The organism is Aquimarina atlantica (assembly GCF_000626715.1).
Classification (GTDB): domain Bacteria; phylum Bacteroidota; class Bacteroidia; order Flavobacteriales; family Flavobacteriaceae; genus Aquimarina; species Aquimarina atlantica.
In genome coordinates this window covers 79440-94900 of sequence record NZ_AQRA01000004.1, presented here as the reverse complement: position 1 = coordinate 94900, position 15461 = coordinate 79440, and the positions used below count along the sequence as shown (strand labels likewise).

Here is a 15461-nt window from a genome sequence, read left to right as displayed (position 1 = left end):
ATGAAGAAATTTTTATATTATATAGTATTAGTTTGTGTAATTCCACTTTCGTATGCACAGCAAGACATGCAAAAGATAGAGGAACAAATTAATGCATATGCACAAGAAACTCCCGAACTTAACGAAACGATACAGATAGATGTTTCGGGACTTACACTATATGATTTTCTAACCTCTGTTGCAATAGAACACAAGCTAAATATAAGTGCAGATCCAGATCTTAACCAGATTGTTTCTAGTAGCTTTTTTAATGTTCCTGTTAAGGATGTGTTTCTTTTTGTGATCAAGAAATATAATCTAAGTATAGAGTTTATAAACAAAATCATTGTTTTTAAGAAAACTATAAAACCAAAAGAACTTCCGAAACCAAAAGTGCTTAAAGAAATCGATGTCACTTACAATAGCCAAAATGATTTCTTGGCTATTAAACTTAAAAACGATTCTCTACCTCGCGTAGCTAAAAAGATTACTGATGTGTCTGGTAAAAATGTAATCTTAGGCCCTAATGTGAAAAATGAAAAAGTTTCTGCTTATATCTTAAATAGACCATTTGATCAGGTAATGGAAATGATGGCTAAATCTAATAGGTTAATTATCACTAAAGATGATAATGGGTTTTATTATGTAGAAAAAGATCAAGTACCAGCAGCAGGTACTGCTACTGGATCGTCGAGGAAAGGTAAGAAAACCAGAAGCCCAGAATCATCTGCAGAAATAACGGTTCTTCCGAGTGGGTTTTTAAGTGTTCAGGCATTTGATGCCGATATTACTTCGCTGATATTAGAAGCAGCAGAAAAACTCAATGTCAACTACTTCATGTATGATAAACCAAAGGGAGCAACTACAACATTGGTAGTAAATGAAATTACTTTCGATGAGCTTTTGGATCATGTTTTTATGGGTAAAAACAGTACATACAAAAAAACAGATGATTTTTATCTTATCGGAGATCAAAATGGAGAAGGCCTTAGAAGTACAGAACTTATACAACTTGAGAACAGAACGATAGAAACTGTTTTAGAAACATTACCTAAAAACTTAATAGAAAATGTAGAACTTAAGGAGTTTATAGAACTTAATGGATTTGTAGTATCTGGTTCAAGACCAAGAATATTAGAGTTAAAAGAATATATAAGACAAATTGATAAAGTGGTCCCTATGATCCTTATAGAGGTACTTATAGTACAATATCAAAAAGGATACGATATTCAAACTGGGATTAAAGCAGGAATAGATAAAAAAGAGAGAGTTACTTCTGGAGCTTTATTTCCACAATCTGAAGTTACTTTAAATTCATCTTCTGTAAATAAGTTAATAGATGCCTTTAATGGGTTTGGTATTTTTAATCTTGGTAAAGTCGCAAAAGACTTTTATCTTAATTTAAAGGCTTTAGAAAATAATTCTATAATCCGATTGCAATCGACTCCCAAGATTTCTACACTAAGTGGTCATGAAGCAAAAATTTCTATAGGAGAAACTAATTATTACTTCGAACAAAATAACAGGTTAATTAATACTGGAGTAAATAGTGATATTTTACAGTCAGGTCAATGGAAAGCTACAGATGCAAATTTAAGTGTTAATATAAAACCTTTTGTTTCTAAAGATGAGCAAATAACACTAACTATTGTGGTAGAAAAGAGTGCCTTTTTAGGAAGAGCAGGAGAGAACGCTCCACCAGGAAAATCAACCCAGCAGTTTGAGTCCTTGGTTCGAGTACGAAATGGTGAAATGATACTTCTGGGAGGATTAGATGAATTAGAAAAAGAAAACTCAGGAACAGGAACACCTGTTTTATCTAGAATACCAATAATAAAGTGGTTTTTTAGTAGTAAAACCAAGAAAAAAAAGAAGTCAAAGTTACATGTGTTTATAAAACCGACTGTTGTTTACTAATGTTAGAACAGATAAAAAATAATATTGTAAAGCCTTTTCAGGAAAAACAATATGCTATTATAGGTATAGTATTGGGGGATACCCCAATATATAATGTGCTTATAGTAGATAAGAAATCCGATGCTTTGTCGGTAGAAAATTCTTTTTCTACAGAGGATTTTGACGTTGTTAAAGATAAAGTGAATACATCGGTTCCTTTACTTCTTAATTTTTATGGAAAAGGGATTATAAATAAACAAGTTTCTGCAAAAGGAAACTATTTAAAAGAAGTATTGTTTAACGCTTCTATTGATGATTTTTATATTTATGAACTACACCAAAATCAACAAAATTTTATTTCAATAGTAAGAAAAGATGTTTTAGAAAAATTCTTTGCACTGTTTTTAGAAAGTAAATATTTGGTTGTAGATTATAGTATTGGCCCTTTTATAGGAACACTATTTAAAGGGTTATCTAATACATCATCAATTATTTCTGCCGATTATGAATTGAGTTTTGAAGAAAACTATCTAATAGAAGCCCAAAAACAGGATGCTATTACCAAAGAATATATCCTGGGAGAGGAAAAGATTAACAATACCCAGGTTCCTTTATTTTCTACACTGCTTCATTATTTATATCCATCAGATGATTTTAGCTATGATGCAGAATTTTTAAAAGAGAATAAAAAAGAAAATGTACTTAAAAAGGCATTTAATACCGTTGCTACGGTACTAGGGATTTTTTTCCTGTCTGCATTATTGATTAGTTATTTATTATTGAATTACTATAATGATAAGTATGTAAGCTACGAATCTCAATTATATAACCTTAATGATACTTATAATCAGGTAAAAAAACTAGAAAGCGAAAAAGAGAACAAAACAAAAATACTTCAGGAATCGGGGATTTTAAATCAAAACTTTCTTTCTTTTTATATGTATCGTATTGTAAACTCAATCCCTGATAATGTAGGGCTTAATAGCATGAAGATTAACCCTACACAGAAAAAGATTAAGAATTTTGAAAAGATAATATTTGAAACAAATACCATTATTATTAATGGTAATTCTAGTTCGAGTATGCCCATTAATTCTTGGGTTAAAGAGTTAAAGAAGGAAAAATGGATTTCCAAAATAGAGATTTTGGATTTTAGTAAGAGTAGAAATAAAAAAAGTGAATTCACTTTAAAAATCGTTGTACAATAGTGTTTGCAAATTTAACATATAAACAAAAATTAATTGGGCTTATAGCGATTGGAATATTGCTATTTATGGCAGCGAATAAACGATCTTTTAAAATCACTCGACACGCCTATGATCAGGTTCGGGAATTAGAAGATAAATTAGCGTATGTAAATTCATCAACAACCGATGTTACTCAAACACAGGCAGAATTAAAATTTTATGATAAAATAATAGGAAAACAAGGAGTAGAACCCGAAGAAATACAACAACAAATACTAGATTTTGCATCTACATATGATAATGTATATGTTTTTAACTTAGATGAAATTCATATAGCAGAAAGTAATGGTTTTAATGTAATTAGTAACCAATTAACATTAGAAGGAGATTTTAATGAACTATTAGAAATAGTGTATGCATTCGAGAGAGAATTTAAGTTTTCAAATATTGTTAGTATTTCATTTGTAAAAGAAAAAGAATTCCAAACACGAAAAAATAAATTAAGAGTAAAGATAATATTTCAGAATTATGAAAAAAATAGTTAGTATAGGTGTAATTTTTGGCAGTTTGTTTCTGTTAATAGCATGCGATGATGTTCTCGAAGAAAATATTACAGATGATTTGGTAACAACAGTAGCGCCAAAAGATAAAAGTAATCTCGATGGTAATTCGGTTCAGTTTAGATGGGACGAATTAGCAGATGCAGATGATTATAGAATACAAGTAGTAGAAGAGGCTACACAAAGAAGTGTGTTAGACTCGTTAGTTAAGGGAAATAACTTTACATATGGTCTTAATCCTGGTGAATACAGCTGGAGGATACGAGGAGAAAATTTTGCGTACACCACAGCCTATAGTTTTCCTATTTCTTTTACACTTTCTGTATCAGATGATTTAACAAATCAAACTGTGTTTTTAACATCACCATCAGAGAATTTTTATACGAATAAGGATGCTTTAATATTAACCTGGGATAGAATCCAGTCGGCAACTTCATATACTGTTGTGGTTGATAAAACCATTCAAGGAAATACAGCCACCGAAATCCAGACTCCTGATTTAACCAATAATAATTTTACACTTAGTTCTACGGTCATGAGTGAAGATGCAATTTATACCTGGAAAGTAAAAGCAGTAAATGATAATAGTGAAACCAAATTCTCAACGAGAAAGATATTTTTGGATACTCAAGCACCTAACCAACCCACATTGGCATCTCCTAATAACGATGCAAAAGGATCATCTCCTATTACTTTTACCTGGAATATACCTAGTGATACAGGAGAAATACAATCTACATTATCTAGCGTTATAGAAGTAGCGACAGATAGCGGTTTTGCAACTATAATTGAAACAGTACCAACTAGTTCGAACTCTCAGGAAATAACATTTTCTAATTTAGGGGATTATTATTGGAGAGTAAGAATCCTAGATCAAGCGGGTAATAAAAGTATTTATAGTGAAGTTAGAAAAATAACGGTTGAGTAAATAGAACCTAATGAATTGTAATTTTTAGGCTAGTGAATAAAAAGATTTTAAATAGCGTTCTGATTTTTTTTATGCTTGTCATCTGGGCAATTGTTTTTAATAAAATTTTCAAGTTTTTTGGAAACAATGTAGAAGAGAGCAACGTATCGGTTAATCCAATTACTATTGTGGATCCTAGAATGAATTTTTCGAAAGATACCTTTGATCTTAGAAAAGTTGAAAGAGACCCATTCTTAGGGAAATACGTTGTTTCTAGAACAAAAAAGCGTAAAACAAATACGAAATTGGTGTCGAATAACAGGCCTAAGAAAACAAATATTACTCCTAAAAATAGCGTTAAGAAACCATGGCCTAAATTAAGTTACCACGGTTATGTAAAAGGATCTAAAAGTACTTCAGAACTAATCTTAATTAGAATGAATAATAAATTTTATAAGATTAGAGAAGGGGATATGCTAGAAGATATTTCGGTAAAAAAAATATTTAGAGATTCTATAATCATAAAAAGAAGCAGGGAAAGTAAAACCGTATTAAAAAGTAAATAATAAACTGGGTATACTGTTAAATTATACCCAGAATGCTTTCTGTAAAAAAGAAAATATATCACTCTACCACCTTGCTCTATATATTCTAAAAAGTATATTCTTAAACTCTTTAAGAAAAACTTTTGTCGATTTTAATAATTAATAGATTGTTGAGGTGTTATTTTTTGATAAAAATTTCGACCCACTATACACCAATCAAGCTATTATTGTGTTTATAGAATTTACACCAGAAATAAATAAAGTATACTTTATAGATCAATATACTTTTTTCCAGGTTTTATCTGGTAGTGGTGGTATTCAGGTAGATTTTAAGAATTACTTCGATTGGCAAAACAAAGCTATTTATCTCGAAAAGGGGCAGTATATAAAATTTCTTTCAGATAACTTCCTGATTCGAAAAATCGAATTTCCTGATGAAATGGTGATTAGAAATAAAGAGTTTAGAGTGTTGTTTAAGCACCTTATTTCTCTTGGGTATATTAATTTTGATGCATCCAATGATTTTCAAAAAATAACAAATCAAACAGCAGGGCATGATATAGCAGTAGATCGTATCATAGATGCTTCTGCAGAACAGTGGTATTGCCAAAACCCATTTCAGGCCAATAAGGAAGAGTACCGGGTTATTTTTGATACAAAGGATATTATTGATATGCAATATTCTAGTACTTTTAACAATAGAGAACTCACTGCTTTGATTGATGAAAATGGATATAATATTCAATCTTTGATTAAAAATAAAATAGGAATTTCTCTAAAATCTCTGTTGTCGGGTAAAAAACTATTAGAAAGTAAAAAAGAGATTGCTTTTACCGATAAAAGTATTAAGGAAATATCTTATGATTTAGGATACAACGATCCGGCATATTTTACCAGAGTTTTTAAAAATAACGTGGGTAGAAATCCGTTAGAATTTAGAGAAGATTTTGATTATCAAAATAGAGATCTTTTCTCTCAGAATATCCTCGAACTTCTTCAACAATACCATACCAAAGAAAGAACACTTGACTTTTATGCTTCAAAAATGAACCTTTCTCCAAAAGTACTATCTCGGAAAGTGAAAGATAAAATGCAAACTTCTCTGGGGAAACTTATTAGATCTGAAATGATTCATACATCAAAGTCTCTTTTAGCCAAAAACCTTACAATTAAAGAGATTTCGATAGAGTTAGGTTTTGAAGAGCCTAACCATTTCTCTAACTTTTTTAAGCATTATACAGGAGAATCTCCATCACATTTCAAAAGCACATTTCAAGAATAAAAAGTACAAGAACTAGTACTTTTTTTGTAGCTCTCTTTCCTCGACATATCCAGAAATTTGTTGTGTAATTACAAAACAATATTTGTTTAATCATTTAAAAATAAAACAATGGATATTAAAGCATTAGCTACAGAAATGGATCGTATTGTTACACAAGGAGCAATAGTAGATGCGGTAAAACAATTTTTTGCCGAGGATGCTACAACCTCTGATTATAATAACCTTACGACCAAAAATAAAGCGCAAATGGTAGAAAAGATGGAAGGTTTTGCCAATTCTATTAAAAAAGTAAATGGTATTACTCATCACCATACGATAGTAGATGGTAATGTTTCTGCTTCAGAATTTACATTTGATTTCGAGATGACCGATAATAGCACCATTTTTTGGCATGAAATCATAAGACGAATATGGAACAATGACGGACAGGTTATACAAGAAGAATATTTTAACGCTTAAGATTAAAACATGAAATTAAGAATTATCACTCCCACATTGCATGGTGTAGCCGATTATTCGGCGGCAGTAGGCCTTATAACGTTACCAATTTTACTTAATCTAGGGAACTCTTCAGGGATAGCATTTTGGTTTTCGATTTTAACTGGTCTTGCGGTAATTGTAGTTAGTATACTTACCAATTACAAATTAGGGATTGTAAGAACAATTCCATACCAGGGACATCTGGCTATAGATCTTTTGGTAGCGATCACATTTATGATACTTCCCTTTTTGTTTGATCTAAAAGGAATAGATGGATATTACTATTGGATAAATGCCGCTGTAATTTTTCTAGTCGTTTCTCTAAGTGAAAGTAAATAACAATTTTAAAATTAGAAATATGAAAACTTTTAAAAACATAAAAATAATATTAGTAGTAATGATAATGACAACCATGACTACTATTGCACAGGATAAGAAAGGAAATAATATCGATAACAGCAATATAGCACTACAGGGATATAGTCCTGTATCTTATCTGGACCTCGGTATTGCACAACGAGGAAACAAAGAATATAAATCTGAACATGAGAAGGTTGTGTATTATTTTACTTCTAAAGAGCAGAAGTCTAAGTTTGATAAGAACCCTAAACAATATTTACCACAATATGGGGGATTCTGTGCATTTGGTGTGTATGCTGGTGCCAAATTTAGACCTGACCCGAATAAGTTTGTAGTAAAAGACGGAAAGTACTTTTTGTTTTTATACAACATAGAGTTAGATGCACAGCAATTATGGCTTGCAGAAAACAATCACAAAAAATTAGTTGCAAAAGCTAATAGCAATTGGGAGAAACTTCGTAATACATATAATTAAAGGTTTTGATACTTTTCTTTAGTCTAGTAGAAAAGTCCTAACCGGTGTTTAGTTTTTCTTATGCAGAACACCTTAGCTAATTGGCTGGGGTGTTTTTTGAAGAATAGAACAAAAAATCAAACAAATCTTAAACAGGTTAAGTAAAACCATATTATTTTATAATTTACTAATCAGTTTACAAAACGTAGTATATATTATGCAAAAATTATTGTCTTCGATTTCAAAATGTAGTGAGTGTGCAGCGCAATTAGAATTAGGACCAAGGCCAATAGTTTCTGCACATGCCCATAGTAGAATAGTGATCATAGGGCAAGCTCCAGGAAGTATCGTTCATAAGTCGGGAATCCCATGGGATGATAAAAGCGGGCAGAATTTAAGAGCCTGGATGGGGATAGATGATGAAACGTTCTATAATCCCGAAAAAATAGCGCTTGTACCTATGGGGTTTTGCTATCCGGGAAAAGGGAAATCCGGAGATCTCCCTCCAACAAAAAAATGTGCTCCCTTATGGCATCAAAAACTATTGACTAAAATAGAAAATGTAGAACTTGTTTTACTTATTGGTAAATATGCTCAAGAGTATTATTTGGGCGATCGATTAAAAAGAACATTAACAGATACAGTAAAAAATTATAAAGAATATTTACCAGATTATTTTGTATTACCGCACCCTTCGCCAAGAAATAATATTTGGCAGGCAAAAAATGAATGGTATAAAAAAGAGGTCATACCACAGTTACAACTACAGGTTCGCTCAATACTTAAGTAATTCGTAATAGAGTTCTATTTTAGCTATTATTTCTCTATTTCCAAACAGTGTGTTTTTTAAAATGTAATTGCAATTTTTCCTATGGTTTTTCCTGACTCTAATTTTTGATGAGCTTCTTTAAAGTTCTCAATAGTAAAACCATGAAGAGTGCTGTTGAGTGTTGATTTAATTTTATTGTTTTCGAGCAATGCAGCTATTTTATTTAAGATATGATGTTGCTCGATCATATCCTCTGTTTGATACATAGATCTTGTGTACATTAGTTCATAAGACAAGGTGATGCTCTTAGATTTAAAAGATCCTATATTGATATGGTTATCAGGAGATTCTGCAATAGTACATATATGTCCTTGCGGATCAATTAATTCGATTATGTTTTCCCAATGATCAGAGGTTCCCGAAAAATTGAGAATGTAGTTTACGGTATTGATCCCTAAAGTATGTATTTCTTCTATGAGATTATGATGATTTACAACATGATCGGCTCCCATATTTTGACACCATAAACGACTTTCGGGACGAGAAGCAGTAGCTATGACGGTTAAATTGGTTAGTTTTTTGGCTAATTGAGTTGCAATAGAGCCAACACCACCTGCACCACTAATAATTAGTATTGTTTTTCCTTCTCCCTCTCCTGGGGTTAGCTTGAGTCTGTCGAACAATGTCTCCCAAGCGGTTAGCGAAGTTAAAGGCATTACAGCAGCTTCTGCATCAGAAATAGTTGTCGGTTTTTTACCTACTATACGCTCATCTACTAATTGATATTCGGCATTAGATCCGGGACGTGTAATGTCTCCTGCATAAAACACTTCATCTCCCGTTTTAAATAAGGTTACTTTGTCACCTATGGCTTCAACAATACCTACAGCATCCCAACCTAATATTTTTGGGGAATCTAATTCCTGGTTTTGTGCACTTCTTTGCCGAACTTTATAATCTACTGGATTCATACCTACTACCTTGATTTTTATTAATAAATCATGTCCTTTTGGTAGAGGCTGTTCTGTTTCAAACTGAATTAAACTATTTTCTTCACTTATAGGTAATGATGTTTTGATTCCTATGGCTTTCATAAAATATATGTTTTAATAATTTACAGCAAATTTATACCTTTGTTAGCTCTATTTAATAGTATATTTTTTCGTTTTAAATGTAAAAATGTGTAATCATGGATAAAAAGAATTTATACGAACCTTTTTCGATTGCTTTTGAGACATTGGATCAATCTCCGGTACATGAGCACAAAAACAGTTTTTTTGAATTAGTTTATATTTTATCGGGTACAGGAATTCAACGGGTAAATAAGAACGAATTTCAATATCGTCCCGGACATATGCTTTTATTAACTCCTACGGATATATCTTCTATAGAAATTAATACAACCACACAATTTTTCTTTTTGAGATTTAATGATATTTATATTAAATCAGGAAAAATAAGTGCTGATAATATTCAACGATTAGAATTTATTCTAAAAAATGCAAATCATCAACCAGGGTGTATTTTAAGAAACCTCACCGATAAAACATTGGTCAAACCTATGGTTGAAGCTATGATACGGGAATATGTTAACAGGGATTTATACAACAAAGAAATTATACAGCAGTTAGTGAATACACTAATTGTTATTGTGGCGAGAAATATCGCAAAATACCTTCCTGATGAGGTAGATGCGGGCACAGAAGAAAAAGCGATGAACATATTACAATATATACAAGAGAATATATATGACCCGGGCAAATTGAGAACTGAAGAAATTTGTGATGAGTTTGGTATTTCTAAAACATACCTTGGTCGTTATTTTAAAAAGCATACCAAAGAAACCTTACAGCAGTATATTACAAATTACAGGATTAAATTAATAGAAAACAGGCTGCAATATAGTGATATGCGCATAACCGAAATTACTGATGAATTAGGATTTACAGATGTTAGTCATCTTAATAAATTCTTTAAAAAGAATAAAGGAATTAGTCCCACAAAGTATAGAAAAGAATTGGCATGAGTCTATCATGATTTTACCATATAGAACTTACATATGTATCATTTTTCTGAAATGTATAAAACTTATAATTTCCTATAAAAAATATGAGCATCTACATATCCTTTTTCAAAATGCTTAAAACCTCCAGGTATGGTTCCTATAATCTCAAAACCATTTGCCAGCCATACTTTTATAGCAGGTGAGTTGGTACTAACGACCAGGTTAAACTGCATAGCATAATACCCTAATTCTTTTGCTGCATTGATAGAATGCGCACAAAGCTTATGTCCAAGGCCCATCCCTCTTTTTTGACTGTTAACCATATATGAAGCATTAGCAATATGACTTCCATATCCTGGTTGATTAGGCTTCAAAATGTAAGCTCCTACAATCTCTTTTTCTAATTCTGCCACAAAACAGTTATTATTTAGATTTATCCAACTGCTTTCAATCTGTTCTCGTGAAAAACTATCGTCATAAGGGAAATAGACTTTTTGATTTACGACTACTTTCCATAGACTCCAAATTGCTTCGAGATCTTTTTTATTTGCAGGTCGAATATGTATTTCGGGAGATTTCATATTAGAAAGATTTTTTTGAAATGTTAATAAGATCCCTTACTACAGCTGCAGAGGTGGTTATCGGATCTTCTTCATATATTTTCATAGATAACTCCTCGTAATAATCGGTTTGTAATTCAATACCCATTTCCCAACCATCACAATTACCTATAAAAGAACTGGCTTCTACCTTTGTGGGGCGAACTAATAAACTCCAGGTATCTGCTTTTTTTTCTGCTACAGCTAATAATTTTATTCTTTTATTTTGTATCGCTGCCTGTTTAATGTCTTCAGAAGTAATAGCTCTGATACCTTCTATTTGTATGTCGGAGATTGTACCAGAGAATTCTGTAAAAGATTTCATGATGATATACAGTTTATTTGCGGTATCATATCCGTCAATATCCAGGGATGGATCAGTTTCTGCTGCACCTAATCTTTGTGCTTCTTTAACTGCATCATCAAAAGATCCGTCTTTTTCTAATGCTTCTAAGATAAAATTAGTAGTAGCATTAAAAATTCCTTTAAAACCAATAAGATTTGTCGCTTGCAGATCACGTTGTAAAATATTGATTACAGGTAGTCCTCCACAAACTGTTGCACTATATGCTAGTTTCCCACTGTGCTTTTTGGCCAGTTGATGCAACTCATCATAGGCTAATACCAGTGGCGCTTTGTTTGCACTAACTACAGACCATCCTTTATCAAGAGCGTTTCGTATTGCTTGTAATCCCGGATTTCCTGTTTTAAGATTAACTGGTGATCCATCGATCAATACATCAGCTTTTATGTGATTTGTAATTTGCTCTATGGACACTCCAGAGAGATATCCTTCTAACTGGTTTACTTTATTTCCATTCGATTTTAAATGAATTAGTTCTTCGTAGGTATATCCATTTTCTTTTACAGCAATTCCAGAAGAATCGGCCACACCCATAACGTGTATTTCCAGGTTATAATTTTTTGCGATGATGACCTTTTTTTCTATCAAAATTTTAAGTACACCAATGTTTACGGTACCTAGGCCTACCAGGACTATTCTTATTTTTTGTATTGAAGTATGATCATTCATGTATTACCTTATCACGCTAACCTAAATGAATATAAAAGTTGTTATTAAAAAAATAGGCAATCATCCTTACCTGTTTTTAGATTTTAGAATTCCGTTCTAATTTAGGTTATAATTTATTTTTTTAGATCGTCTATGGATTTATTTATGATAACTTTCTGAATTATCATTCTCATGGTATGCTAATTTAAATCGGTATTCTGTTTATAATGCTCTAAAATCATTTGAAAGAAAATTTTAGAAGCTTTTTTTTGATAATTCCCTTTAAGATATCGTATTGCTGATCGTAATTTGAGTTTCTTTTTGTTTATAGGAATACTCTTAAGTGTAGGCAAATATTGTGTGGTCGATTTTGTAAGAACAGTTGCCCATTTTCCGGTTTCGATAAGTCGAATTAAGGTGGGAATATGATTTAATTCTATTTGATACTGATAAGGAAGTTCATTAGTTCTAAATGCTTTGTCCAGAACTTTTCTAGTGGTAAATCCTTCTGCAGGCACAGCCAGTTCTATTGTATTAAGTTCTTCTATACTAACTTGTTTTTTGCTGGCAAATGGATGGGATTCATGTATTACCAACGTTAAATAGGATTGAAATAACGGAATAGTTGTAATCATCTGATCATCTGTTGCCTTATTAAAAGATAAAATGAAGTCTAACATACCCGATTTGAGTTTTTCTATTAATTCATCCGATGTACCAAAGAAAGCTTTCACTTGTATAGCAGGAAATTTTGTAGAAAAGGATATCAATGTTTCTGTAAACAAATTGGTTAACCCATAGGTTACTCCAATATATAAAGTTCCGGATTGCAGGTTTTGTAAATCTTCTATTAGCTGTTTGGCATTTTCGGCATTTTTAAGTGTATGCCTCGCACGGGTTAAAAATAAAGAACCAGCTTCTGTAAGTTGTATTCTCTTTCCGATTCTATCAAAAAGAGGAACCCCCAATTCCTCTTCTAATAATTTTATTTGTTGCGAAAGCGCACTTTGTGTTATGAATACTTTATGAGCAGCCTCGGTAAAATTTAAACACTCTGCGGCTTTAACAAAATAGCTCAATTGGCGTAACTCCATAATTAATAAGTTTTACTAATGTATATGATAAGAAAATAACGTTTTACTAATGTAAAAATAATTTTAAACTTTGTACTTCAATTCCTTTCTAACTTATAATAAAAGAGGATGCCACTACAGTAATGAAAACAAAAGCAGAAATAAGTACAAGACGTTATAAAGATATCCGAAAAGCGATATTTATCCCTGGTTTAGCTGCTTTCTCACAGTTTTATATGTTTCAGCCGTTATTACCATCGCTAAGCGAAAGTTTTTTGGTGTCTCCGGCTGTTAGTAGTCTGGTTGTTTCATCCTCTATGATTGGTATTGCTCTAGGCCTTTTTATGTTTGCGTTTTATGCAGATATATTACACCGCAAAAAATTAATGTTGATTGCTTTATTTCTATCTTCATTAGTCACAATGCTCTCGGCAATCTCATGGAGTTTTAATATATTGGTTGTTTTTGGCTTTATAAAGGGCTTTTTGTTATCGGGAGTGATAGCAGTCGCTATTGTTTATATTTCTGAAGAAGTTGAGGTAAGATATGTTGGGATTGTAATTGGGATATATTTAGCCGGAAATGTATTAGGTGGTATGTGGGGACGTGTGGTAGCAGGTTTAATTTCTAGTTGGTATGATTGGAGAATAGCTACATTATTTATTGGAGGCGTAGGAATGGTATTAAGTGTCTTTTTTATGAGACTTTTACCACAATCCTTAAACTTTAATCCACAAAAAATTCAAACATTTCAAAAGCTAATATACATGAAAAACTTCCTTAAAAACCCTTTGTTTTTGGGAGTTTACATTTTGATGATCTTAATGATGGGGACTTTTGTGAGCATTTATAATTATTTAAGTTTCAGGCTAGAAATGCCTCCTTTTTCACTTCCGCATTATGTTATTTCCTTATTATTTCTAATTTATATCACGGGAGTAGGAGGGACAATAACAATTGGGGCCTTAACTAACCGAATTCACTCTTTTCGTATGCTTAAAATCCTGTTAGTACTATTTCTAATAGGAACATTAGGACTATTTGTAGAAGAGTTATGGCTATTAGTATTAGGTTTAAGCTTACTTACATTTAGTCTATTAGGGATTCAGACGGTGGTAAACAAGATAATATCTCAATATGCAATTGAAGGAAAAAGCACAGCAAATTGCTTATACCTAATATGTCAGTACATAGGAGCAGGGGGTATTGGAAGTTCGACAGGATATATATTATCAAAATGGGGATGGTCTAATTTTCTTTTTGTTTTAATAGGATTCATTCTTTTTTCATTAGTATTATTTATGGTATGCGCCAAGTTATATACCACCAATACATATAAATTAACAAAAGGAGTTTTTTAGAGAATATAATAATCTAGTTTTAAAGAATAAATTTATTTAACTATGCTAAAATCTAATTACTTATTATTTATAATTCCAGCATTAATATGGGGATCTACGTGGTATATCATTAAATACCAATTGGGAACTGTAGATCCAATAGTCTCTGTTGCCTATCGATTTGGACTAGGGGGTATTATATTATTAGGGTATTCTAAGATTAGAAAACTTCCGTTATCATTTACAAAACAACAACACTTTTTTATTGCTTTACAGGGAGTTTTATTGTTTGGAACAAATTATTGGTTGGTATATTTATCAGAACAATATCTAAGTAGTGGGTTAGTGGCTGTAGCGTTTTCTACATTAATTTTTATGAACATAGTTTTTGGAGCAATATTTTTAGGGGATAAAATAAAAAAAGAGATCATAATAGGGGCTATCTTCGGGCTTTTAGGAACCGTTCTGATATACCAGGCCGAGTTTAGAAGGATAGATTTAACCAATGATCAGCTTAAGGGATTGATATTTTGTATTTGCTCTATCATTTTTGCTTCTTTGGGAAATATTACTTCTTCAAATAATCAACGCAAATTTAAGCTTCCTGTTATTCAAACCAATGGTTTTGGAATGCTATATGGTGCTGCTGCAATGTTATTAATAGCTTTGTTTAGCGGAAAATCTATAGGTTTCGACACCTCATTTTCTTATATCTCATCACTGGCATATTTGACAGTTTTCGGGTCTATTATTGCATTTACTTCTTATCTTACCTTGATAGGTAAAATAGGGGCAAGTAAAGCAGCCTATGTTATAGTGGTAATACCAGTGATTGCCTTAACTATTTCTACCATTTTTGAAGGATATAAACCCGATATATATGCTTTTATGGGAATTGTCCTTATTATTTTGGGGAATGTATTAGCGTTAAGAAACAAAAAAACAAGCTAATCAGATTCTTGCAAAACTAAAGGAAACTACATAACCATTTATCACAATATACTAATCAATAG

At 31.7% G+C, this 15461-nt stretch carries 17 protein-coding genes; 13 read left to right on the top strand and 4 right to left on the bottom strand.

Annotation, left to right across the window (positions count from 1 at the left end; genetic code table 11):
- From ATO12_RS09370 to ATO12_RS09325, 10 genes are all read left to right on the top strand, one after another.
- The gene (locus ATO12_RS09370) at window positions 1–1896 is read left to right on the top strand and encodes a type II secretion system protein GspD (protein WP_081802017.1); all 1896 of its coding nucleotides are present in this window, start codon (window positions 1–3) and stop codon (window positions 1894–1896) included.
- Complete coding sequence (locus ATO12_RS09365) at window positions 1896–3083, top strand: PilN domain-containing protein (RefSeq protein ID WP_034241468.1); 1188 nt, start codon at window positions 1896–1898, stop codon at window positions 3081–3083. Before ATO12_RS09370 ends, ATO12_RS09365 begins: the two co-directional genes overlap by 1 nt.
- Window positions 3083–3607, top strand: coding sequence for a hypothetical protein (locus tag ATO12_RS09360; RefSeq protein WP_034241467.1), 525 nt, complete (start codon window positions 3083–3085; stop codon window positions 3605–3607). The genes ATO12_RS09365 and ATO12_RS09360 overlap by 1 nt, the downstream gene beginning before the upstream one ends.
- Window positions 3591–4550: a phage tail protein gene (locus ATO12_RS09355; RefSeq protein ID WP_034241465.1), complete on the top strand. Its 960-nt coding sequence runs from the start codon at window positions 3591–3593 to the stop codon at window positions 4548–4550. The genes ATO12_RS09360 and ATO12_RS09355 overlap by 17 nt, the downstream gene beginning before the upstream one ends.
- 32 nt (window positions 4551–4582) lie before the next feature.
- Window positions 4583–5095, top strand: a complete 513-nt coding sequence (locus tag ATO12_RS09350; protein ID WP_131248802.1) for a hypothetical protein — start codon at window positions 4583–4585, stop codon at window positions 5093–5095.
- Window positions 5096–5249: 154 nt separating this feature from the next.
- Window positions 5250–6356 (top strand): helix-turn-helix domain-containing protein, encoded by a 1107-nt coding sequence (locus ATO12_RS09345; RefSeq protein ID WP_240486117.1) that lies wholly within the window; start codon window positions 5250–5252, stop codon window positions 6354–6356.
- Between the two features lie 108 nt (window positions 6357–6464).
- On the top strand, window positions 6465–6815 hold the full coding sequence (locus tag ATO12_RS09340; protein WP_034241463.1) for a hypothetical protein: 351 nt from the start codon (window positions 6465–6467) through the stop codon (window positions 6813–6815).
- A gap of 9 nt (window positions 6816–6824) precedes the next feature.
- Window positions 6825–7175, top strand: a complete 351-nt coding sequence (locus ATO12_RS09335; protein ID WP_034241462.1) for a hypothetical protein — start codon at window positions 6825–6827, stop codon at window positions 7173–7175.
- Between the two features lie 19 nt (window positions 7176–7194).
- Window positions 7195–7671 (top strand): YHS domain-containing (seleno)protein, encoded by a 477-nt coding sequence (locus ATO12_RS09330; protein WP_034241969.1) that lies wholly within the window; start codon window positions 7195–7197, stop codon window positions 7669–7671.
- A gap of 196 nt (window positions 7672–7867) precedes the next feature.
- On the top strand, window positions 7868–8440 hold the full coding sequence (locus tag ATO12_RS09325) for a uracil-DNA glycosylase family protein (protein ID WP_034241461.1): 573 nt from the start codon (window positions 7868–7870) through the stop codon (window positions 8438–8440).
- A gap of 56 nt (window positions 8441–8496) precedes the next feature.
- Here the strand turns inward: ATO12_RS09325 and ATO12_RS09320 are convergent, their stop codons facing one another.
- Entirely contained in the window at window positions 8497–9513 is a 1017-nt protein-coding gene (locus ATO12_RS09320; protein ID WP_034241460.1) for a zinc-binding alcohol dehydrogenase family protein, read from the bottom strand.
- A 95-nt stretch (window positions 9514–9608) separates the two neighbouring features.
- On the opposite strand from ATO12_RS09320, the gene ATO12_RS09315 reads away from it, so the two are divergent.
- Complete coding sequence (locus ATO12_RS09315) at window positions 9609–10445, top strand: AraC family transcriptional regulator (protein WP_034241459.1); 837 nt, start codon at window positions 9609–9611, stop codon at window positions 10443–10445.
- 62 nt (window positions 10446–10507) lie between these two features.
- Here the strand turns inward: ATO12_RS09315 and ATO12_RS09310 are convergent, their stop codons facing one another.
- The 3 genes from ATO12_RS09310 to ATO12_RS09300 all read right to left on the bottom strand — a co-directional run bounded on the left by ATO12_RS09310 (window position 10508) and on the right by ATO12_RS09300 (window position 13129).
- Window positions 10508–11005, bottom strand: coding sequence for a GNAT family N-acetyltransferase (locus tag ATO12_RS09310; protein WP_034241457.1), 498 nt, complete (start codon window positions 11003–11005; stop codon window positions 10508–10510).
- Window position 11006: 1 nt separating this feature from the next.
- Complete coding sequence (locus ATO12_RS09305; protein WP_034241456.1) at window positions 11007–12056, bottom strand: hypothetical protein; 1050 nt, start codon at window positions 12054–12056, stop codon at window positions 11007–11009.
- A 179-nt stretch (window positions 12057–12235) separates the two neighbouring features.
- The gene (locus ATO12_RS09300; RefSeq protein WP_034241454.1) at window positions 12236–13129 is read right to left on the bottom strand and encodes a LysR family transcriptional regulator; all 894 of its coding nucleotides are present in this window, start codon (window positions 13127–13129) and stop codon (window positions 12236–12238) included.
- 122 nt (window positions 13130–13251) lie between these two features.
- Between ATO12_RS09300 and ATO12_RS09295 the strand changes: the two genes are divergently transcribed.
- Together ATO12_RS09295 and ATO12_RS09290 are read left to right on the top strand one after the other, a co-directional pair.
- Window positions 13252–14469, top strand: coding sequence for an MFS transporter (locus tag ATO12_RS09295; protein ID WP_051575709.1), 1218 nt, complete (start codon window positions 13252–13254; stop codon window positions 14467–14469).
- A gap of 42 nt (window positions 14470–14511) precedes the next feature.
- Window positions 14512–15399, top strand: a complete 888-nt coding sequence (locus ATO12_RS09290) for a DMT family transporter (protein ID WP_034241453.1) — start codon at window positions 14512–14514, stop codon at window positions 15397–15399.
- The last annotated feature ends 62 nt before the right edge of the window (window positions 15400–15461 follow it).